The organism is Streptomyces polygonati, from assembly GCF_042650325.1.
Taxonomy (GTDB): domain Bacteria; phylum Actinomycetota; class Actinomycetes; order Streptomycetales; family Streptomycetaceae; genus Actinacidiphila; species Actinacidiphila polygonati.
In genome coordinates this window covers 96,912-117,327 of sequence record NZ_JBHSBB010000006.1, presented here as the reverse complement: position 1 = coordinate 117,327, position 20,416 = coordinate 96,912, and the positions used below count along the sequence as shown (strand labels likewise).

The following is a 20,416-nucleotide window of genomic DNA, read 5'->3' as shown; positions in this document are numbered from 1 at the left end:
ATCTGCCTCCTACCGCGGCTCAGTCCACGTTCGGACCGCTGTGCCGCTTGCCGTGCGTCCTCTCCCGGCCGCCGCGGACACCCGAGCTGCGCACCTCGTACGGCAGCCGCCGGCGGCCGTCCCGTGGCATCTCGTCCGGCTCGGGCTGCCGGGACTCGTGCGTTCGCAGATCGGGCGGCTGGTGGCCGGGGCCGTGGTCCTCGGGCGCGCCGGACTCGTGCTCCTGCCGCGTCTGCCAGGCGCCGGACCGCGGCCGACTGCCACGCGGTACGCCGGGGCCGCGGCCGTGGCGGCGGATTCCGAGCCGGACAGCCCAGATCAGCACGATGACGATGCCGACACCGAGGATCGCCGGGCCGATTGCTACCTGGTAGTCCTGGATCGCCAGGTGTACGGCGGGATGGTCGTAAGCGGACATTCTCGGCACCTCCTTGTGGTGCGGATGCCCGAGATCCGGCGGGGAACACGGAACAACGACCAGGAAACCGCACGACGCGCTGAGGAGCACGAATGGCAGAGCAAGGGCGCGACGCGGGAACGCGCGGCACGATTCTGGTGGCGCTCGGCGCGAATCTGCTGATCGCGGCGGCCAAGAGCGCCGCCGGACTGTTCGCCGGTTCGCCGGCCCTGCTCTCCGAGGCCGCGCACTCGGTCGCCGACAGCCTCAATGAGGTCTTCCTGCTGCTGTCGCTGCGCCGCGCCCGCCGCGCGCCGGACAGCGACCACCCCTTCGGCTACGGCAAGGAGCGCTACTTCTGGTCGCTGCTCGCCGCGGTCGGCATCTTCGTACTCGGCGGCTGCTTCTCCTTCTACCAGGGGGTGCGGGCGCTGAGCGGCAGCGAGCACGAATCGCACGCGGGCTACATCGCGGGCCTGATCGTGCTGCTGGTCTCGCTGATCGCCGAGGGCGCGTCGCTGCTGAAGGCGGTGGTGCAGGCCCGCCGCTCCGGTGAGGGAGCGAGCGACCCGGCGCTGCGGACCGTGCTGGCCGAGGACGGCACCGCGGTGATCGGTGTGCTCTTCGCCGCGGCCGGCCTGGTCGTCCACATGGTCACCGGCAACGGCGTCGGTGAGGCCGCCGCCTCGATGGCGATCGGCGTACTGCTGATGTTCGTCGCCTTCACGCTGGGGCGCGGCGCGCACGACCAGCTGATCGGGGTCGCCGTCGATCCCGAGCTGCGCGACGGGATCGAGCGGCTGCTGCTCGGGCAGCCCGAGGTGGACACCGTGGAGGAGCTGCTGACGATGCGGCTCGGTATGGACTCCACGCTGGTGGCCGCCCGGATCGACCTCGTCCCCGGAATGGACAGCGAACGGGTCGAGGAGGTCAGCCTGCGCATCCGGCAGTCCATCCACGAGACCTGGCCCACCGCGGACCGGGTCTTCCTCGACATCACCGACGCCCGGATCGAACGCGCCGGCCGGGCCGCCCCCTCGGCGGGCGCCACCCCGTGAGACCCCGGCGGCGCGGTGACCGAAGTCACCGCGAGTAAGGCACCCCTGGGTCGCGGCCGCCCGCGCGGTCGTGGATCATGACCCCATGCCGGTTCTGATAGCCGCCTGCGCGTTGGCGATGACCCTGATTGGCGGCGTCGTCGCACAGCGCATCGGTGACCGGCGCCACCTCGTGCTCGGCCTGGCCGCCGGCCTGATGCTGGGCGTGGTCGGCTTCGACCTGCTGCCCGAGGCGCTCAGGACGCAGCCGCGGCAGGTGTTCGGGGTGCCCGCCGCGCTGCTGATGTTCGTGGCCGGTTTCCTGGCGCTGCACGTCGTGGAGCGCTCGGTGGCCATCCACCGCGCCCACGAGGGCGAGTACGCCTCGCACACCCACGGCCACGGGCACGCCCACGACCCGGTCAAGGGCGTCGGGCTGGCCGCCGCCGCGGCCCTGGTCGGGCACAGTGTGATGGACGGCTTCGCGATCGGCGCCGCGTTCCAGGCCGGGAGCACCGTGGGCGCCGTGGTGGCCATCGCGGTGATCTCGCACGACTTCGCCGACGGCTTCAACACCTACACCATCACCCGGCTGTACGGGAACGGCCGCCGCCGCGCCCAGATCCTGCTCGGCGCCGACGCGCTGGCCCCAGTGGTGGGCGCCGCGATCACGCTGGCGTTCACCATCCCGTCCGGCGCGCTCGGCCTGTATCTGGGCTTCTTCGCCGGCTTCCTGCTCTACCTGGCGACCTCCGACATCCTCCCCGAGGCGCACAGCCCGCACCCGTCCAGCACGACGCTGATCTGCACGGTGGCCGGGGCGGCCATCATGTGGCTGGTGATCGGTCTGGCTGACTGAACGCCCCGGCCGGGACCGCCTTCGCGGTGGTCGCCGCCTTGGTGACGTCGCCGACCAGTTCGACCATGTCCGAGCCGTACGCCTGGGAGTTCACCACCCGCAGCAGCAGGCAGAAGGTCGCGTCCACGCCGTACTTACGGGCCAGCCGCAGGTGGTGGCGGGCCAGATAGCGGACCGCGGCCTGGTTGGCTATCCCGACCTGGCCCGCGGACAGGAACACCGGGCGGTCGTTGCCGGAGTCGCCGGCCGCGGCCAGCCGGGCCAGCAGGACGTACTCCACCGCGCCCTTGTCCAGCCGGTAGGTCTCCCCGCCGACAGCGATCGCGGCCTGTTCCGGGCCGGGCGCCGGGTCGGTGTTGATCTCGACGCCGGGCAGCATCGACCGCAGATGCGCGGCCAGCCGCAGATTGGCCGCCGGGCCGCCGATGCAGAACTCGGTGCGGGCGCCGAATCCCTGCCAGGCCGTGTCGTGCGCCAGCACTTCGGCGTGCGCCCCGCACTCCTTGATCACCGCGGCCAGCTCCAGCAGCGCGAACGCGTCGTGCCGGGCCACGCTCCAGCCGCGGGCACCCGGGTCGCGCGGCACCACCAGCAGGCACTCGGAGTCCCGCGGCAGCCCGAAGAAGCGCTGCTTGCGCAGCAGCCGGCGCCGCCACAGCCGGCTGCGGGCGAACCAGCCGACTGCCGCGCCGACCACCAGACAGGCCAGCGCGAGGACAAGGGTGCGCGCGTCGTCGCTCATGGCGCGGATCGTAGCGGTGTTCGAGCAACCGGGTCACGGCCCCGGACCGGCCCCGTACCGCCCCGAGTCGGCCCGCGTCGGCCCGCCCGGGGGGGTCGCCCGGCGCGTCGCCGGCGTCCGCACCGGCGGTCCTGACGGGACGGGTGGGGTGAAGTTAGGCTGCCGGGACGGTCGTTGAGTGGAGGCTTCATCATGGACAGCAACCGTCGGACCCAACCAGCCGGTCACAGCGGATCAGTTCAACGCACCAGACGGGTGGGGCGGGCGAAGGGGCGGGTCCCCGGCCGCCCCCGGCTCGCCTTACGCACGGTGGCGGCCCTCGCCGTCACCGCGGCGGTCGTCGCGCTGACCGCCGCCGCACCCGCCCACCAGACGCACCAAGGGCCGCCGACCGGTCAGCCGACGCCCAAGAGCGCGCTGGCCGTCGGCTACGGGGGAGCGGTCGCCAGCGTCGACGCCGACGCCACCGCCGCCGGGATCGAGGTGCTCCGCCGCGGCGGCAACGCGGTGGACGCCGCGGTGGCCACGGCCGGCGCCCTCGGCGTCACCGAGCCGTACTCCTCCGGCATCGGCGGAGGCGGCTACTTCGTCTACTACAGCGCCGCCCGCCACCAGGTCTTCACCATCGACGGGCGCGAGACCGCCCCGCGCAGCGCCACCGACCAGCTGTTCGTGGAGAACGGACAGCCGCTGGCCTTCGCCGACGCCGTCACCAGCGGACGCGGCGTCGGCGTACCCGGCACCGCCGCCACCTGGCAGACCGCGCTCGACGCGTGGGGCAGCCGCTCGCTGGGCGACGTGCTGAAGCCCGCCGAGAAGATCGCCCGCGACGGCTTCACCGTGGACGCGACCTTCAACTCCCAGACCGCGGCCAACCAGGACCGCTTCAAGGACTTCCCGGCCACCGCCGCGCTCTTCCTGCCCGGCGGGCAGCCCCCGGCGGTCGGCTCCACCCTGCGCAATCCCCTGCTCGCCCGCACCTATCAGGAGCTGGGCGCCAAAGGCATCGGCGCGATCTACCACGGCGACATCGGCGCCGACATCGTCCGTACGGTACGCAGGCCGCCGGTCGACCCGGCGGCCACCCGGGTGGTCCGCACCGGCGACATGACGACCGCGGACCTGGCCGCGTACCACGCGAAGAAGCAGGCGCCGACCCACACGGACTACCGCGGCCTGGACGTGTACGGTCCCGCGCCGTCCTCCTCCGGCGGCACCACCGTGGCCGAGGCGCTGAACATCCTGGAGCACACGGATCTGGCCGGCGCCAGCCAGGCGCAGTATCTGCACCACTACATCGAGGCCAGCCGGATCGCCTTCGCCGACCGCGGCCGCTGGGTCGGCGACCCCGCCTTCGAGCAGGTGCCGACCGCCGGGCTCACCTCCAAGCGCTTCGCCGCCTCCCGGGCCTGCCTGATCAAGGACGACGCGGTGCTGACCAGTCCGCTGGCCCCCGGCGACCCGGCCCACCCGGCGCCGTGCGGCACGGCCGGCCAGGCCGCGCCGACCACCTACGAGGGCGACAACACCACCCACCTGACGGTGGCCGACAAGTGGGGCGACGTCGTCTCCTACACCCTCACCATCGAGCAGACCGGCGGCAGCGCCATCGCCGTTCCCGGCCGGGGCTTCCTGCTCAACAACGAACTCACCGACTTCTCCTTCGTGCCGGCCAGCCCCGCTGTGCCCGACCCGAACCTGCCGGGGCCCGGCAAGCGGCCCCGCTCCTCGATCTCCCCGACGATCGTGCTGAAGAACGGCCGCCCGGACTTCGCCATCGGCTCGCCCGGCGGCGCCACCATCATCACCACCGTGCTCCAGGTGCTCACCGAACACGTCGACCGCGGCCTCCCGCTGGTCGACGCGATCGCCGCCCCGCGCGCCAGCCAGCGCAACGCCGCCGCGACCGAGCTCGAACCGGCCTTGTGGGACAGCCCCCTGAAGTCCCAACTGGAATCCATCGGCCACCACTTCACCGAAAACCCGGAAATCGGCGCGGCCACCGGCATCCAGCGCCTCCCCGACGGCCGCTGGCTCGCCGCCGCCGAACCGATCCGCCGCGGCGGCGGCTCAGCAGCGGTGGTGACCCCTTCGGGCTCCTGACCGCCCCCTGGACGATCCGCCGTCCGTCGGAGCTGGGAGGGGAACGGGCGGCTCGCCCGTTCCCCTCCGTGCGGCGGCCGCGACCTCCGGGGTCCTGACGGCCGGGTGCCCCCGACGGGGCGCTGCCCGGCCGTTCCGGTTCGGACGCCGGGCCCGGCCCGGCGGGCCGCGCCGCCACCGGCGAGATCGGCCCGCACAGGCCCGGGCCCTGGGAGTTGGCCCGGCCCGCGCTATCCCCCCTTCCCCGGCTACCGCCGGGAGATCCAGCCGTGCGGCGCCCGGTTGCCCGGCCGTGGGCGTCCGCGTAGCCCCCACCGTCGGCTCAGCGCGGCGCTCGCCGCCGGGCGCTCCCCCCGTGGAGCCGGGCCCCGGGAGGGGGCCGGCGGTGCCTCGGCGGCCGGCCCGGTGGGGAAACCGGCATGTTTGCCCCCGGAATGCCGTCGGCAGATGAAAACCGGCTGTAGCAGGGCCGTAACGCGCCGGGTGTGCAATGCGGGGCGGAACGGGAGAGGTGGCGGCGGAGGACGTGGTGACAACGGAACTGGCTCGGGCGACGACGGACTTCGCGTACTACTTCCGCTCGCTGGTCGCGGCGCTCGGTGAACGCCCCGGGTGGTACGGGGTGTTCGCGGAGCGGGAGCCGGGCGCTGTGCAGGCGTACAGCAGTGGGGCCGAGGTGCCGCCGTGGGATGTCGTACGGGCCCTGCTGCACGACCTGGCCGTGGGTCACGGCGGCGCGCCCGACCCCGCGGAAGCGGCCCGCGCCCAGGCCCTGCACCGGGCCGCGGTCGCCGCCTGGGACGCCGCGCCCGGCGCCGAACGCGCCCTGCGGGCCCGTTTCGACGCCGCCGCCCGCACCCACGACCTGGCCCTGATGCGCGAACGCGAGGCCGCCCGGGCGCTCGACCAGGCCGCCGCCACCGCCCCGGGGGCGACCACCGCCCGGCTCGCCAACACACTGGCCTGGTCCCGGGACGACCGCGAACGCGCCGCCGCCCGGTTAGCGGAAATCGGCGCCCGGCTGGCGGCCCTCACCGGCCGTACGGACGTGGCGGAGGCGGGCCAGGACCGCGGCCAGGACCGCGGCCAGGACCAAAGGGACCGCAGCCAGGAAAGGGGCCAGGACTTCTGGGCCCGCAGAACCGCCGCCCCGGCGGGGCCGGACGCGGGCGCCTCCGCCGCCTGGCCGCCGCCGGAGAATCGGATACGGCCCGAGGTGCGGGCCGACCCGGTGCGGCGGCCGGCCCGGGCCCCCTTCTGGGGAGCCGGAGCGGACGCGGACCCGCCGGCGGCGGCGCCGTACGAGGGGCCCGCGTCCTGGAAGGAAGCAGCGGACCCGCACCCGTACCCGCAGGCACCGGGCGCCCCGCGCCCGGACAACGCGCCGGCCCTGCCGCCGAACGTGCCCGCCTCCCGCCGCGCCCGGTTCGCCCCGCGGGCCCCCCAAGCCCCGCAGAACCCGCAGCCCGCTGAGCCCTCGGTGTCCGCCCCCCGGGGCGCCCGCTTCGCCGGAGCGCCCGCCCTGCCCCTCGCCGAGCCGGAGGTGATCCCGCTGCCCGGCGGGGCCGCCAAGCCGCGCGGCGCCCGCTTCGCCGGGGCACCGGCCACCGCGGCTGAGGCGGCGGTAGTGCCCGCGCCCGCGACGCCCGCCGGAAAGGCCCCGCGCGGGGCCCGGTTCGCGGGCGCCCCCGAGATGCGGGAGGCGCCACCGGTCCGGGTGGTGGACCCGCGCTGGGCCGCCGAGGCCCAGGCGGGGGCCGCGCGGCTGGGGGAGTTGCGGCGCTCCGGGCAGAGCGGCGCCGCCTACCTCGTGCTGTGCGAGGCCGCCGAAGGTCCGCCCGAGCGACTGCCCTACCTGGTCAAGGAATTGGAGCGCACCGGGCTGGCCGCCGACGTGGCCACCCTGCTCTGGGAGATCGCCGCCCTGCCGCCCGCCCCGCTGGCCGCCGCCGCTGCCTCCCTCGCCGCCGACGGCCGTACCGACGACAGCCGCACCCTGCTGCGCCAGGTCGCGGCCCGCCCGGCCGCCGACATCGCCCTGGTCGCCGCCGCACTTGAGGACAACGCCCGCACCACCGAGGCCGGCGAACTGCTGGAGACCCTCATCCGCGCCCACACCCCGGAGGACGCCGTGGACGTCGCCCGTACCGTCCCCGCGCTCACCCCCGCACTGCTCACCGCCGCCGAACGCGTCTCCAAGTCCCGCCGCCGCGACATCGTGGCGGCCCTGCGCCGAGCCGCCCTGCCCGATCACTGACCCCGCCCACACCGCCGAACGGGTCGCGGCGGCCGGAAACCGAAACGTCTTGGGCCGGTAACGCCGGCGCTCTTGCCATGGTGGTCTCCGCGCTTCTACGTTCTTCCCCACGGCGGGATCTACGTGCGTAGAACCGACGTGACGTCACGTCAGAGGAGCTGCTCATGAGCAATGTCGTGCGTGCCGCGCTCGTCCAGGCCACCTGGACCGGCGACACCGAGTCGATGATCGCCAAGCATGAGGAACACGCCCGGAACGCCGCGGCCCAGGGCGCCCGGGTGATCGGTTTCCAGGAGGTGTTCAACGCCCCCTACTTCTGCCAGGTCCAGCAGGCCGAGCACTACCGCTGGGCCGAGGCCGTCCCCGACGGACCGACCGTCCAGCGGATGCGGGCGCTGGCCCGGGAGACCGGCCTGGTGATCGTCGTGCCCGTCTTCGAGACGGAGCAGCCCGGCGTCTACTACAACACCGCCGCCGTCATCGACGCCGACGGCAGCTACCTCGGCAAATACCGCAAACACCACATCCCGCAGGTCGAAGGCTTCTGGGAGAAGTACTACTTCAAGCCCGGCAACCTCGGCTGGCCGGTCTTCGACACCGCGGTGGGCCGGATCGGCGTCTACATCTGCTACGACCGCCACTTCCCCGAGGGCTGGCGCGCCCTCGGCCTGGCCGGCGCCCAGCTGGTCTACAACCCTTCCGCCACCAGCCGCGGCCTGTCCGCGTACCTGTGGCAGCTGGAACAGCCGGCCGCCGCCGTCGCCAACGAGTACTTCATCGCCGCGATCAACCGGGTCGGCCGCGAACCCTACGGCGACAACGACTTCTACGGCACCAGCTACTTCGTCGATCCGCGCGGCCAGCTGGTGGACGGCGCGGCCTCCGACAAGGAGGAGGAACTCCTGGTCCGCGACCTCGACTTCGACCTGATCGAAGAGGTCCGCCAGACCTGGGCGTTCTACCGCGACCGCAGGCCGGAGGCCTACGGCGACCTGACAGGGGCATGAGCGCGATGGCGACTTCGACCGAGCACACCCACGCCGACCTGCATCTGCGGCACCGGGCCGTCCTCCCGGACTGGCTCGCCACGTACTACACCTCGCCCATCGAGCTGACCCACGGCGAGGGCCGGCACGTCTGGGACGCCGAGGGCACCCGCTATCTGGACTTCTTCGGCGGCATCCTCACCACCATGACCGCGCACGCGCTGCCCGAGGTGACCGCCGCGGTCAGCGAGCAGGCCGGGAAACTGCTGCACTCCTCGACCCTCTACCTCAGCCACCACGCGGTCGAACTCGCCGAGCGGATCGCCCGGTTGTCCGGCATCCCGGACGCCCGGGTGTTCTTCACCACCTCCGGCACCGAGGCCAACGACACCGCGCTGCTGCTGGCCACCAACTACCGCCGCTCCAACCAGATCCTGGCGCTGCGCAACAGTTACCACGGCCGTTCCTTCACCTCGATCGGCATCACCGGCAACTCCGCCTGGTCCCCGACCAGCCTCTCCCCGCTCCAGACGCTGTACGTGCACGGCGGGGTGCGCACCCGCGGGCCGTACGCGTATCTGAGCGACGCCGCGTTCACCGCCGCCTGCGTCGAGGACCTGGAGGACATGCTCGGCCAGGCCAATGGCACGGTGGCCGCCTTCATCGCCGAACCGGTGCAGGGCGTCGGCGGCTTCACCTCCGGGCCGGACGGACTGCTCGCCGCCTTCAAGCGCGTCCTCGACCGGCACGGCATCCTGTGGATCACCGACGAGGTGCAGACCGGCTGGGGCCGCACCGGTGACAACTTCTGGGGCTGGCAGGCGCACGGCCAGGCCGGACCGCCGGACGTCCTCACCTTCGCCAAGGGCATCGGCAACGGCCTGTCGATGGGCGGGGTGGTGGCCCGCGCCGAGGTGATGAACAGCATGAACGCCAACTCCATCTCGACCTTCGGCGGCAGTCCGGTCACTGCGGCGGGCGCGCTGGCCAACCTCACCTATCTGATCGACCACGACCTGCCGGGCAACGCCCGCCGCGTCGGCGGCCTGCTCAGGTCCCGGCTGGAGGCGATCGGCGCCGGGCTGAGCATGGTCCGCGAGGTGCGCGGCCGCGGCCTGATGCTCGGGATCGAACTCGTCGACCCGGGCACCGACACCCCCTCGGGCAGCGCGGCGGGCCTGGTGCAGGAAGCCGCCCGTGAACAGGGCGTGCTGATCGGCAAGGGCGGCCGGGCGGGCAACGCGCTGCGGATCGCGCCGCCGCTCTCGCTCACCGTCGCCGAGGCCGAAGAGGGCGCCGCCGCCCTCGAAATGGCCCTCAAGCAGGTGCAGTCCGCGCTGGAAGCCCAGTCCGTCCCGGAAGGAGGGAGCGTCCTGTGACCGCCCCCCGCACCGTGATCCGCGGCGGTCTCGTCGTCACCGCGGCCGACGAGACGCACGCCGACGTCCTCATCGAGGCCGGCCGGATCGCCGCGATCGCCGCCCACGGCTCGTCGGCCGCCGAGAGCTGGACCGACAACCACGTCATCGACGCCACCGGCAAATACGTCATCCCGGGCGGCGTCGACGGCCACACCCACATGGAGATGCCGTTCGGCGGCACCACCGCCTCGGACACCTTCGAGACCGGCACCCGCGCCGCGGCCTGGGGCGGCACCACCACCATCGTGGACTTCGCCATCCAGGACATCGGCCGCAGCCTGCGCTCCGGACTCGACGCCTGGCTCGACAAGGCCGACGCCCAGTGCGCCATCGACTACGCCTTCCACATGATCGTCTCCGATGTGAACGACGAGACGCTCAAGGAGATGGACGTCCTGGTCGAGGAGGGCGTGACCAGCTTCAAGATGTTCATGGCCTACCCCGGCGTCTTCTACAGCGACGACGGCAAGATACTGCGGGCGATGCAGCGCGCGTCCGGCAACGGCGGCCTGGTGATGATGCACGCCGAGAACGGCATCGCCATCGACGTCCTGGTCCAGCAGGCACTGGCCGCCGGGAAGACCGACCCCCGCTACCACGGCGAGGTCCGCCACGCCCTGCTGGAGGCCGAGGCCACCCACCGCGCCATCCAGCTGTCCCGGGTGGCCGGCTCCCCGCTCTACGTCGTGCATGTCTCCGCCCAGCAGGCGGTCGCCGAACTGGCCGCCGCCCGCGACCAGGGCCTGCCGGTGTTCGGCGAGACGTGTCCGCAGTATCTGTTCCTGTCCACCGACAATCTGGCGGAGCCCGGCTTCGAGGGCGCCAAGTACGTGTGCAGTACGCCGCTGCGGCCCCGCGAGCACCAGGCCGCGCTGTGGCAGGGCCTGCGCACCGACGACCTTCAGGTGGTGTCCACCGACCACTGCCCGTTCTGCTTCAGCGGGCAGAAGGACATGGGCCAGGGCGACTTCTCCAGGATCCCCAACGGCCTGCCGGGCGTGGAGAACCGGATGGACCTGCTGCACCAGGCCGTCGTGGAGGGCCGGATCAGCCGCCGCCGCTGGATCGACATCGCCTGCGCCGCCCCCGCCCGGATGTTCGGGCTCTACCCGCGCAAGGGCACCATCGCACCCGGCGCCGACGCCGACGTGGTGGTCTACGACCCGCACGCCGAGCAGGTGATCTCCGCCGGCACCCATCACATGAACGTGGACTACAGCGCCTACGAGGGCCGGCGGATCACCGGCCGGGTCGAGACGGTGCTGTCCCGCGGCGTCCCCGTCATCCAGGACCGCTCCTACGTCGGCCGGGCCGGCCACGGCCGGTACACACCCCGCGGCATCTGCCAGTACCTCGGCTGAGGCCGCCCGCCCCACCACCGCCCCACCACCGCCCCGGCCCCCGGCCCCCGGCAAGCCAGCCCCGACTCCCCGACCCGTCACCCACCGACCCATCAGCCCCGTAGTGCTCCGCGAGCCCCGCTAAGGAGTGGTGTCATGGACTTCGGCCTCGTGCTGCAGACAGACCCGCCCGCCTCGACCGTCGTCGGCCTGATGCGCCGCGCCGAACGCAACGGCTTCACCCACGGCTGGACCTTCGACTCCGCCGTGCTGTGGCAGGAACCCTTCGTCATCCACAGCCGCATCCTCGACCACACCGACCGGCTCACCGTCGGCACCATGGTCACCAACCCGGGCACCCGCACCTGGGAGGTGACCGCCTCCACCTTCGCCACCCTCAACTCGATGTACGGCAACCGCACCATCTGCGGCATCGGCCGCGGCGACTCCGCGATGCGGGTGGCCGGCCGCCCGCCCAACACCCTGGCCCGGCTGGAAGCGGCCATCACCACCATCCGCGACCTCGCCGAGGGCCGCGAGGCCGACGTGGACGGCACCGCGCTGCGGCTGCCCTGGGTCACCGACGGCCGGCTCCCGGTCTGGATGGCCGCCTACGGCCCCAAGGCGCTCAAACTGGCCGGCGAGAAGGCCGACGGCTTCATCCTCCAACTCGCCGACGTCTTCCTCACCGAGCAACTCGTCAAAGCTGTGCGCCAGGCCGCCGAGCAGGCCGGCCGCGACCCGGCGTCGGTCACCATCTGCGTCGCCGCGCCCGCCTACATCACCGCCGACGACGCCCCGGAGACACTCGCCCATGCCCGCGAGCAGTGCCGCTGGTTCGGCGGCATGGTCGGCAACCACGTGGCCGACCTCGTGGGCCGCTACGGCGAGCACTCCGCCCTGGTGCCCGAGGAGTTGACCGCCTACATCAAGCAGCGGCAGGGTTACGACTACTCCCACCACGGCCGCGCCGGCAACCCCGACGCCGCCTTCGTCCCCGACGACATCGTGGACCGCTTCTGCCTGATCGGGCCCCCGCAGGCCCACTTGGACAAGCTGGCCGCGCTGCGCGACCTGGGAGTCGACCAGTTCGCGATCTACGCCATGCACGACGCGAAGGAGGCGGTGATCGACGCCTACGGGGAGCACATCATTCCGGCGATGCGCTGAATCCCCCCGCGTTCCCCCGGGGCGGGGGCGCACCCGCGCGAGGGGCCGGGGCCGCGGTGCCCCGGGGTCTGATTGGATGGCGTCATGGGCAACGAGGTCGGTTCGGTCACCGGTGGAACAGCGGAGGCGGAGGGCGTCACGGACGCGCTGGTCGCCGCGGTCGAGGACACCATCAAGGCGGTCGTGGCGGCCGAGGTCGTGCCACGCTGGCGGCGCCTGGCCGCCGCCGAGATCGTCGAGAAGAACGGCCCGCACGACCTGGTCACCACCGCCGACCGCCGGTCGGAGGAGCGTCTCACCGAGGAGCTGTCGGCCCTGCTCCCCGGCTCCGTCGTGGTCGCCGAGGAAGCGGTCAGCGCCGACCCGGGGCTGCTGGACCGGCTGCACGGCGACGACCCGGTCTGGGTGATCGATCCGGTGGACGGCACCTCCGCCTTCGTCCGCGGCGATACCGGCTTCTCGACGCTGGTCACCCTGGTCCGCGCCGGGCAGCCGCTCGCCTCCTGGACGTACGCCCCGCAGCTCGACCTGTTCGCCACCGCCCGCCGCGGACAGGGCGCGTACCTCGGCGGAAAGCGGCTGCGCACCGCGGTGGTACGTGAACCGCTGCGGGTGTGGATCTCCAACCCGGTGTTCCGCACCGATGGCGAACGCACCGCGCTGGAAAGGCTGATGGCCTCCGGCGCCGACTGCGTCCCCTGCCTGACGAGCGCTGGACTCGGCTATCTGGAGGTGGCCCGCGGGCTGTCCGACGCGGTGGCGTTCTTCTGGGAGGCGCCCTGGGACCACGCCGCCGGACTGCTGCTGGTCGCCGAGGCGGGCGGAACGAGCCTGACCGCGGCCGGCCTGCCCTTCCAGGTGGCCGGCGGCAACACCCTGCCCTTCACCGTCGCCCGTGACGAGGCCACCGCGAGACGCATCATCGGCATCCTGGCCCCGGACTCCGAGGCGGTCGGGCGGTGAGCCGGGCGGTCGTGGTCGACGCGGTCGTGGTCGGCGCCGGTCCCAACGGGCTGACCGCCGCCGTCGAACTCGCCCGCGCCGGACTGTCCGTACAGCTCTACGAAGCCGCCGGCACGGTGGGCGGCGGCGCCCGCACCGAGGAGCTGACCCTGCCGGGCTTCCGGCACGACCCCTGTTCGGCGGTGCACCCCTTCGGCGTCGGCTCGCCCGCCTTCGGCGCGCTGCCGCTGGCCCGGCACGGGCTGGAGTGGCTGCATCCCGAGGTGCCGATGGCCCATCCCTTCCCGGACGGCACCGCGGCGGTGCTCGGCCGGACGGTGGGGGAGACCGCCGCCTCGCTCGGCCCCCGCGACGCCGGCACCTACCGGCGGCTGCTGGCCCCCTACGCGGGCCACTGGGACGCCATCGCCGAGGACTTCTTCCGGCCCCCGTGGGCCGGGCTGCCCCGCGACCCGTACCGCTTCGTGCGCTTCGGGCTCACCGGCACCCCGCCGGCCGCCGCGCTGGCGCTGCGCTTTCGCGACCCCAAGGCCCGGGCGCTGATCGCGGGGCTCGCCGGGCACGCGATCTCCCGGCTGACCGAGCCGTTCACCGGCGCGATGGCGATGATGTTCGCGCTGGCCGCGCACGAGCGCGGCTGGCCGGTGGCCCGCGGCGGCTCACAGGCGATCTCCGACGCGCTGGCCGGGCTGCTGACCGAACTCGGCGGCGAGATCCGCACCGGATTCACCGTCCGCAAGCTGGACGAACTGCCGCCGGCCCGGGCGTACGTCTTCGACACCTCGCCCACCGCGCTGGCCCGGATCGCCTCGCTCGGCGACGCGTACCGCGGCTACCGCTACGGTCCCTCCGTCTTCAAGATCGACTACGCGCTGGACGGGCCGGTGCCGTGGACCGCGCCGCAGGCACGCCGGGCCGGCACCGTGCACCTCGGGCCGAGCTACACCGAGATCGGCGACGCGCTGAGCCGCGCGGTCACCGGCCGCGCCCCGCAGACGCCGTTCCTGATCACCTCGCAGCCCACCGTGGTCGATCCGTCCCGGGCGCCGGCGGGCAAGCATGTCTTCTGGGCCTACGCGCACGTCCCGCACGACTGGCACGGCGACGCCACCGACGCGATGGAGCGCCAGATCGAACGCTTCGCCCCCGGCTTCCGCGATCTGGTCCTGGCTCGGGCGGTCACCGGCCCGGCCGCTCTCGCCGCCCGCAACGCCAATTACGTCGGCGGTGACATCGCCTGCGGCGCCTTCGCCGGCCTGCAGACGGTGCTGCGCCCCCGACTGGCCGCCATCCCGTACGCCACCCGCCGCCCCGGCGTCTTCCTGTGCTCCTCGGCGACCCCGCCGGGCCCGGGCGTGCACGGAATGAGCGGCCACAACGCGGCGAAGGCGGTGCTGCGGCATCTGCGCCGCTCGGCCGCCCGGACCGCGAAGGCGGACCGGCAGACCGCGTCTTCGTCGCGCTGAGGGGCGGTGCCGGCCCGCTCCTCCGGGGGTGCCGACGCCCCGGCCGGTGAGGCCCGCGGCGCCGGCGCCGCCCGTCCGGCGTCAGCTCCGCGGCGTCCCCGGCTTCTCCCGGGTCTCCCGCTCGACCTGCTCCGCCGGGTGGCCGTTGACCAGCTCGGCCGGCCCGGCGCCGGTCGCCAGCGCGCCCAGCGCGGCCCGGACCCGGCGGGCCGCGCCCGGGGTGAGATAGCGGTCGAGATCCTCCACCGGGGTGAGCTGCCAGGAGTCCAGCTCCTCCTCCTGCAGCCTGATCGCGCCGAGCTGCGCCTCGTCGAGCACCCCGCCGTCGTAGAGATAGCTGGTCAGCGGCGGCCGGCCCGGCCTGGACACCCAGTCCACCGCGAGCAGCGCGCCCGGCGCGATGTCCAGGCCGATCTCCTCCACGGTCTCGCGGCGGGCCGCCTGCCGGGGGGTCTCGCCCTCGTCGGATTCGATCGTCCCGCCGGGCAGTGTCCAGGTGCCGTCGTCCCGGTAGTTCGGCTCGACCAGCAGCAGCCGGCCGTCGGCGGAACGGAAGAGGGTGTTCGCGCCGGCCAGAATCCTGGGCAGACCGGCGAGGTAGGTGGCGAAATCGAGGCTCATGAGGCCAACCTACGGGTCGGGGCCTCGCCCGGGTGGCCGCAGATGTACGGCCACGCGGGGTGGCTCCCGTGGGCGGTCGGCACCGGGCCGGGATAGGGTCCGAAGCGGCGCGACGTTCCGTTTCCGGCTGGGGAGTCACCACGTGTCCGACGCTGCAAGTCAATCAACGGCGCGGGTGCTGATCGCCGCGGACAAGTTCAAGGGCTCGCTGACCGCGGCCGAGGTGGCCGTCCATGTCGAGGCCGGGCTGCGCAGGGTCGTGGCCTCGCTGACCGTCGAGTCGGTGCCGGTCGCCGACGGCGGTGACGGCACCGTCGACGCGGCGGTCGCCGCCGGGTTCGAGCGGCGGGAGGTGCGGGTCACCGGGCCGCTGGGCGAAACGGTGCGGGCGGCGTACGCGCTGCGCGGGGACACCGCGGTGGTGGAGATGGCCGAGGCCTCCGGGCTGCGGCACCTGCCGCCGGGGGTGTTCGCGCCGCTGGCGGCGACCACCTACGGCACCGGTGAGCTGCTGCGGGCCGCGCTGGACGCGGGCGCCCGCACGATCGTGCTCGGGGTCGGCGGCAGCGCCACCAACGACGGCGGGGCCGGCATGCTCAGCGCGCTCGGCGCGCGGCTGCTGGACGGCGACGGGGTACCGGTCGCACCCGGCGGGGGACCGCTGGCCACGCTGGCCACGGCGGACCTCACCGATCTCGACGCGCGGCTGGCCAAGACCGAGATCGTCCTCGCCAGCGATGTCGACAACCCGCTGCTCGGCCCGACGGGCGCCGCGACGGTCTACGGTCCGCAGAAGGGCGCCTCGCCCGAGGACGTGGCCCTGCTGGACGTGGCGCTCGGCCGGTACGCGGAGGTGCTGGCCGAGGTGACCCCGGTCGCCACCGCGGCGGCGCGGGCGCCGGGGGCGGGTGCGGCCGGCGGTATCGGCTTCGGCGCGCTGGTCGGGCTCGGGGCGACGTTCCGGGCCGGTATCGACGTCCTGCTGGAGGTGCTGGGCTTCGAGGAGGCGCTGGGCCGGGCCGACCTGGTCATCACCGGCGAGGGTTCCCTCGACGAGCAGACCCTGCACGGCAAGGCGCCGGTGGGCGTCGCCCAGGCGGCCCGCGCCCGCGGCCTCGAAGTGGTCGCCGTCTGCGGCCGCCTCTCCCTGCCGCCCGCGGCGCTGGGCGCGGCCGGCATCCGCCGCGCGTACGCCCTCACCGCGATCGAGCCGGACCCCGAGCGCTGCATGGCGGAGGCGGGGCCGCTGCTGGAGCGGGCGGCCGCGGCGCTGGCGCACGATTTCCTGCTCCGCGCGCCGTAGGTCTTTGACCGGCGGAGGCGCCCACCCCGGCGGGCCCGCTACCCGGGGAGGGCCGGCGCCCGGCGGTTCCTCCGCCTCGGGTGCCGGTGCCCGGGGGCTCTCCCTCCCGGGGGTCGCCCGTGTGCGGTTGTTCGGCGCCGCCGATTCGCGCTGTTCCCGCTGCCCGCCGTTGCGGTGGACGGGGGGCAGCGCGGCCGCCTCCCGCGCCCCCGGAGGACCTCGGCGGGAAGCCAAAAGGCCCCCGGGGCCCGGATTGACCGGGTTCCGGGGGCCTTGGGGTGGGCTAGCGCGCGGCCTGGGTGCGGGCCTCGCGCCGGTTGGCGCGGAAGGTGTTGACGCGGCGGGTGGTGGCGAAGCAGGGGATGACCGCCGCGGCGCAGCACTGGAGGGCCGCGCCGGCCTGGAGGAGGCCGTGGCCGCCGGGGACGTTGAGCGTCCAGGCGATCAGGCAGCCCATGCTGACCAGGGTCCAGCAGAAGGTGATCAGCGCCAGACGGCCCCGGGGCTTGGGGTATTCGACCCGGCTCACCATCAGCCAGGCGACCCCGACGACGCCGAGGACCGTGGGGATGAAGGGCAGCTCCAGCAGTACCAGCGAGACGACCGTCATCGCCCCGAAGGGGCTGGGCATGCCCTGGAAGACCCCGTCCCGCAGCGTCGTGCAGGAGAAGCGGGCCAGCCGCAGCACCACCGCCAGGACCACCATGACCGCGGCCAGCGCCGCGACCTTGCCGTGCGCGTCGTCCGAGACGATGCCCCAGACGATCACGAAGTAGGCGGGCGCGAGGCCGAAGCTGATCAGGTCGGAGAGGTTGTCCAGCTCCGCCCCCATCGCGGAGCTGCGCAGCTTGCGCGCCACCAGCCCGTCGAAGAGGTCGAAGACCGACGCCAGCAGCATCAGCGTCACCGCGCCGGCCGCGCTGTGCTTGGACATCGCGCCGTCGCTCGTCCCCATCAGATGCGGTACGAGCACGCCGGTGGTGGTGAAGTAGACGGCCATGAAGCCGCAGATCGCGTTGCCCAGGGTCAGCGCGTCCGCGATGGACAGCCGGGTGGACAGCGGCAGGTCGCCGACTTCCTCCTCCAGCTCGCTCACCCAGGAGGACGGCCCGGCGACGGTGCTCCCGGTGGGTGCCGAGGACTGCGTCTCGGGATCAACCACGGTCAAGGCGAGTCACCCCAGCCGTGGTGGTCTGCCCGACCTCGACCGAGGGCTCGACGCCCTCGGGGAGGTAGATGTCCACCCGTGAACCGAAGCGGATCAGCCCGATCCGGTCCCCCTGCTCGACCTTGCAGCCGCGCGGCACGTACGGGACGATCCGGCGCGCCACCGCGCCGGCGATCTGCACCACCTCGATGTCACCGAGTTCGGTGTCGAAGTGCCAGATCACCCGCTCGTTGTGCTCGCTCTCCTTGTTGAACGCCGGTACGTACCCACCGGGGATGTGCTCGACCGAGGTGACCGTGCCCGCGAGCGGGGCCCGGTTCACATGGACGTTCAGCGGGCTCATGAAGATCGCGACGCGGGTGCGCCCGTCCTTCCACGGCATGATGCTCTGCACCACACCGTCCGCCGGGGAGATCACACGGCCCTCGGTGATCTCCCGCTCCGGGTCGCGGAAGAACCACAGCATGCCGGCCGCGAGCGCGGTGGCGGGAACGGCCACGGTCGCCCAGCGTCCGGAGCGGCGGGCACGGGAGAGACTGACCGCCGCGGTGGCCACGGTCGGGAGGAGCCACGGCGACGCTCCGCGCGCGAGGCGGACCCGGCCGCGTGGTGCAGAGGAATGGCTGTGGGGCATGGAAGACCTTCGTAGCGGAGGATGCCGCGAATTGCTTCAGGGGACGGCGGCTTTGTTCGATGCTACCGGCTGACACGGGCAACTCGGCAAGCTGGAGGGCGAGTCGATGGCTGGTTCCTGCGGCACCGCCGGTGACACAGGGTGACCTTCAATGACGCGTTATGGGGGGTAAATTACCGCAAAGGCGGACAATTGACGAGAGTCAGTCATGGATCCGGTACTCCTCCAACAGCCGCCGCCCGATGATCATTTTCTGGATCTCGGCGGTTCCCTCGCCGATCAGCAGCATCGGGGCCTCCCGGTACAGCCGCTCGATCTCGTACTCCTTGGAGAAGCCGTAGCCGCCGTGGATGCGGAAGGAGTCCTCCACGACCTCCTTGCAGAACTCCGCGGCCAGGTATTTGGCCATTCCGGCCTCCAGGTCGTTGCGCAGGCCGGAGTCCTTCTTGCGGGCCGCGCTGACCATCATCAGGTGCGCCGCCTCCACCTTGGTGGCCATTTCGGCCAACTTGAACTGGATGGCCTGGTGCTCGGCGATCGGCTTGCCGAAGGTGTGCCGCTGCTGTGCGTAGGTGATGCCCAGCTCGAAGGCGCGGCGGGCCACCCCGCAGCCCCGGGCGGCAACATTGACCCGGCCCACCTCCACGCCGTCCATCATCTGGTAAAACCCCGCGCCGCTCCGCCCGCCCAGCACCCGGTCGGCCGGGACCCGTACGTCCTCCAGCACCAGCTCGGTGGTGTCGACCCCCTTGTAGCCCATCTTCTCGATCTTGCCCGGCACGGTCAGTCCGGGGACCTTGGTGTTGGGCCCGAAGCCGGGGTCCTTCTCGATCAGGAAGGTGGTCATCGACCTGTGCGGCGGGGCATCGGCCGGCTGCCCCTCGTCGGTCCGGCACAGCACCGCGACGAGGTTGGCCGAGCCGCCGTTGGTCAGCCACATCTTCTGGCCGTTGAGGAGGTAGGTGTCGCCCTCCCGTACGGCCCTGGTGCGGATCGCGCCGACATCCGAACCCGTTCCCGGCTCCGACATCGAGAACGCGCCACGTACCTCGCCCGTGGCCATCCGCGGCAGGAAGTACTCCTTCTGTTCCCGGGTGCCGTGCTGCTTGATCATGTACGCGACGATGAAATGCGTGTTGACGATGCCGGAGACGCTCATCCAGCCGCGGGAGATCTCCTCCACGGTCAGCGCGTAGGTCAGCAGCGACTCACCGAGCCCGCCGTACTCCTCGGGAATCGTCAGCCCGAACAGGCCGAGTTCCCTCAGTCCCTCGACGATCGCGGACGGGTACTCGTCGCGGTGTTCCAGTTCGGTGGCGTGCGGCAGGATCTCCTTGTCCACGAAGGAGCGGACGGTGGCCAGGATCTCCCGCTGGATGTCGGTCAGGCCGTCGGTCTGGGCGAGCCGGTCGGCCATGTCAGTTCCCTCCTCGGGAGTCCGGGCCGGTGGGGGCCGGCTGCGGCCGGCCGGGCTGTTCGCCGCCGCGCCGCTCGACGTAGACGGCGGTCGGCACCATCACCTTGCGGCGGAAGACGCACACCAGCGTGCCGTCCTGGGTGTAGCCCCTCGTCTCGACCTGGACGATGCCGCGGTCGTCCTTCGAGGCCGAGGGCCGTTTGTCCAGCACGGTGGTCTCGCCGTAGATCGTGTCGCCGTGGAAGGTCGGTGCCACATGCCGCAGCGACTCCACCTCCAGATTGGCGATCGCCTTGCCGGACACGTCCGGCACCGACATGCCGAGCAGCAGGGAGTAGACGTAGTTGCCCACCACGACGTTACGGCCGAAGTCCGTCGACTTCTCGGCGTAGTTGGCGTCCAGATGGAGCGGGTGGTGGTTCATGGTGAGCAGACAGAAAAGATGGTCGTCGTATTCGGTGACCGTCTTTCCCGGCCAGTGTTTGTACACGGCACCGATCTCGAATTCCTCAAAGGTGCGCCCGAACCGCAC

At 73.1% G+C, this 20,416-nt stretch carries 18 protein-coding genes; 11 read left to right on the top strand and 7 right to left on the bottom strand.

The features are described from left to right. Positions 1-19: 19 nt before the first annotated feature. Positions 20-418 carry a DUF6479 family protein gene (locus ACFO3J_RS05940; RefSeq protein WP_386426798.1) on the bottom strand — a complete coding sequence of 133 codons (399 nt, stop codon included), beginning with the start codon at positions 416-418 and terminating at the stop codon, positions 20-22. Between the two features lie 92 nt (positions 419-510). On the opposite strand from ACFO3J_RS05940, the gene ACFO3J_RS05935 reads away from it, so the two are divergent. After that, a complete protein-coding gene (locus tag ACFO3J_RS05935; RefSeq protein ID WP_386426796.1) occupies positions 511-1,455 on the top strand; it encodes a cation diffusion facilitator family transporter in 945 nt (314 codons plus the stop codon). An 85-nt stretch (positions 1,456-1,540) separates the two neighbouring features. Next, entirely contained in the window at positions 1,541-2,293 is a 753-nt protein-coding gene (locus ACFO3J_RS05930) for a ZIP family metal transporter (protein WP_386426794.1), read from the top strand. On the opposite strand, the gene ACFO3J_RS05925 is transcribed toward ACFO3J_RS05930, so the two are convergent. Further along, positions 2,262-3,035: a hypothetical protein gene (locus ACFO3J_RS05925; protein ID WP_386426792.1), complete on the bottom strand. Its 774-nt coding sequence runs from the start codon at positions 3,033-3,035 to the stop codon at positions 2,262-2,264. The two genes, ACFO3J_RS05930 and ACFO3J_RS05925, sit on opposite strands and share 32 nt — an antisense overlap. Before the next feature lie 192 nt (positions 3,036-3,227). On the opposite strand from ACFO3J_RS05925, the gene ggt reads away from it, so the two are divergent. The 8 genes from ggt (at position 3,228) to ACFO3J_RS05885 (ending at position 14,741) form a co-directional block, all read left to right on the top strand. After that, entirely contained in the window at positions 3,228-5,138 is a 1,911-nt protein-coding gene (gene ggt / locus ACFO3J_RS05920) for a gamma-glutamyltransferase (protein ID WP_386426790.1), read from the top strand. A gap of 529 nt (positions 5,139-5,667) precedes the next feature. After that, positions 5,668-7,395 (top strand): hypothetical protein, encoded by a 1,728-nt coding sequence (locus ACFO3J_RS05915; protein WP_386426788.1) that lies wholly within the window; start codon positions 5,668-5,670, stop codon positions 7,393-7,395. A 164-nt stretch (positions 7,396-7,559) separates the two neighbouring features. Further along, complete coding sequence (locus ACFO3J_RS05910; RefSeq protein ID WP_386426786.1) at positions 7,560-8,402, top strand: nitrilase-related carbon-nitrogen hydrolase; 843 nt, start codon at positions 7,560-7,562, stop codon at positions 8,400-8,402. 5 nt (positions 8,403-8,407) lie between these two features. Beyond that, the gene (locus ACFO3J_RS05905) at positions 8,408-9,760 is read left to right on the top strand and encodes an aspartate aminotransferase family protein (protein WP_386426784.1); all 1,353 of its coding nucleotides are present in this window, start codon (positions 8,408-8,410) and stop codon (positions 9,758-9,760) included. Next, a complete protein-coding gene (gene hydA / locus ACFO3J_RS05900) occupies positions 9,757-11,163 on the top strand; it encodes a dihydropyrimidinase (protein ID WP_386426782.1) in 1,407 nt (468 codons plus the stop codon). Before ACFO3J_RS05905 ends, hydA begins: the two co-directional genes overlap by 4 nt. A 135-nt stretch (positions 11,164-11,298) precedes the next feature. Next, positions 11,299-12,312 (top strand): TIGR03842 family LLM class F420-dependent oxidoreductase, encoded by a 1,014-nt coding sequence (locus tag ACFO3J_RS05895; protein ID WP_386426780.1) that lies wholly within the window; start codon positions 11,299-11,301, stop codon positions 12,310-12,312. Positions 12,313-12,396: 84 nt separating this feature from the next. Further along, the gene (locus ACFO3J_RS05890; protein ID WP_386426778.1) at positions 12,397-13,275 is read left to right on the top strand and encodes an inositol monophosphatase family protein; all 879 of its coding nucleotides are present in this window, start codon (positions 12,397-12,399) and stop codon (positions 13,273-13,275) included. Between the two features lie 11 nt (positions 13,276-13,286). Beyond that, positions 13,287-14,741, top strand: coding sequence for a phytoene desaturase family protein (locus ACFO3J_RS05885; protein WP_386426932.1), 1,455 nt, complete (start codon positions 13,287-13,289; stop codon positions 14,739-14,741). Positions 14,742-14,822: 81 nt separating this feature from the next. Here ACFO3J_RS05885 and ACFO3J_RS05880 read toward each other — a convergent pair whose 3' ends face one another. Further along, the gene (locus tag ACFO3J_RS05880; protein ID WP_386426776.1) at positions 14,823-15,362 is read right to left on the bottom strand and encodes an NUDIX domain-containing protein; all 540 of its coding nucleotides are present in this window, start codon (positions 15,360-15,362) and stop codon (positions 14,823-14,825) included. A gap of 142 nt (positions 15,363-15,504) precedes the next feature. Here ACFO3J_RS05880 and ACFO3J_RS05875 point away from each other — a divergent pair, with 142 nt between their 5' ends. Beyond that, positions 15,505-16,665 carry a glycerate kinase gene (locus ACFO3J_RS05875; RefSeq protein WP_386426774.1) on the top strand — a complete coding sequence of 387 codons (1,161 nt, stop codon included), beginning with the start codon at positions 15,505-15,507 and terminating at the stop codon, positions 16,663-16,665. Positions 16,666-16,948: 283 nt separating this feature from the next. Here the strand turns inward: ACFO3J_RS05875 and pssA are convergent, their stop codons facing one another. From pssA to ACFO3J_RS05855, 4 genes are all read right to left on the bottom strand, one after another. Beyond that, positions 16,949-17,833 (bottom strand): CDP-diacylglycerol--serine O-phosphatidyltransferase, encoded by an 885-nt coding sequence (gene pssA, locus ACFO3J_RS05870; RefSeq protein WP_386426772.1) that lies wholly within the window; start codon positions 17,831-17,833, stop codon positions 16,949-16,951. Next, positions 17,820-18,467, bottom strand: coding sequence for a phosphatidylserine decarboxylase (locus tag ACFO3J_RS05865; RefSeq protein WP_386426770.1), 648 nt, complete (start codon positions 18,465-18,467; stop codon positions 17,820-17,822). The genes pssA and ACFO3J_RS05865 overlap by 14 nt, the downstream gene beginning before the upstream one ends. A 202-nt stretch (positions 18,468-18,669) precedes the next feature. Beyond that, entirely contained in the window at positions 18,670-19,884 is a 1,215-nt protein-coding gene (locus ACFO3J_RS05860) for an acyl-CoA dehydrogenase family protein (protein ID WP_386426768.1), read from the bottom strand. Between the two features lies 1 nt (position 19,885). Next, positions 19,886-20,416, bottom strand: coding sequence for a MaoC family dehydratase (locus ACFO3J_RS05855; protein ID WP_386426930.1), 531 nt, complete (start codon positions 20,414-20,416; stop codon positions 19,886-19,888).

What these genes read in the sequence shown, in the direction of transcription:
- ACFO3J_RS05940 (WP_386426798.1), bottom strand. Translation starts at nt 418, where the DNA reads ATGTCCGCTTACGACCATCCCGCCGTACACCTGGCGATCCAGGACTAC.
- ACFO3J_RS05935 (WP_386426796.1), top strand. Translation starts at nt 511, where the DNA reads ATGGCAGAGCAAGGGCGCGACGCGGGAACGCGCGGCACGATTCTGGTG.
- ACFO3J_RS05930 (WP_386426794.1), top strand. Translation starts at nt 1,541, where the DNA reads ATGCCGGTTCTGATAGCCGCCTGCGCGTTGGCGATGACCCTGATTGGC.
- ACFO3J_RS05925 (WP_386426792.1), bottom strand. Translation starts at nt 3,035, where the DNA reads ATGAGCGACGACGCGCGCACCCTTGTCCTCGCGCTGGCCTGTCTGGTG.
- ggt (WP_386426790.1), top strand. Translation starts at nt 3,228, where the DNA reads ATGGACAGCAACCGTCGGACCCAACCAGCCGGTCACAGCGGATCAGTT.
- ACFO3J_RS05910 (WP_386426786.1), top strand. Translation starts at nt 7,560, where the DNA reads ATGAGCAATGTCGTGCGTGCCGCGCTCGTCCAGGCCACCTGGACCGGC.
- ACFO3J_RS05905 (WP_386426784.1), top strand. Translation starts at nt 8,408, where the DNA reads ATGGCGACTTCGACCGAGCACACCCACGCCGACCTGCATCTGCGGCAC.
- ACFO3J_RS05895 (WP_386426780.1), top strand. Translation starts at nt 11,299, where the DNA reads ATGGACTTCGGCCTCGTGCTGCAGACAGACCCGCCCGCCTCGACCGTC.
- ACFO3J_RS05890 (WP_386426778.1), top strand. Translation starts at nt 12,397, where the DNA reads ATGGGCAACGAGGTCGGTTCGGTCACCGGTGGAACAGCGGAGGCGGAG.
- ACFO3J_RS05880 (WP_386426776.1), bottom strand. Translation starts at nt 15,362, where the DNA reads ATGAGCCTCGATTTCGCCACCTACCTCGCCGGTCTGCCCAGGATTCTG.
- ACFO3J_RS05865 (WP_386426770.1), bottom strand. Translation starts at nt 18,467, where the DNA reads ATGCCCCACAGCCATTCCTCTGCACCACGCGGCCGGGTCCGCCTCGCG.
- ACFO3J_RS05860 (WP_386426768.1), bottom strand. Translation starts at nt 19,884, where the DNA reads ATGGCCGACCGGCTCGCCCAGACCGACGGCCTGACCGACATCCAGCGG.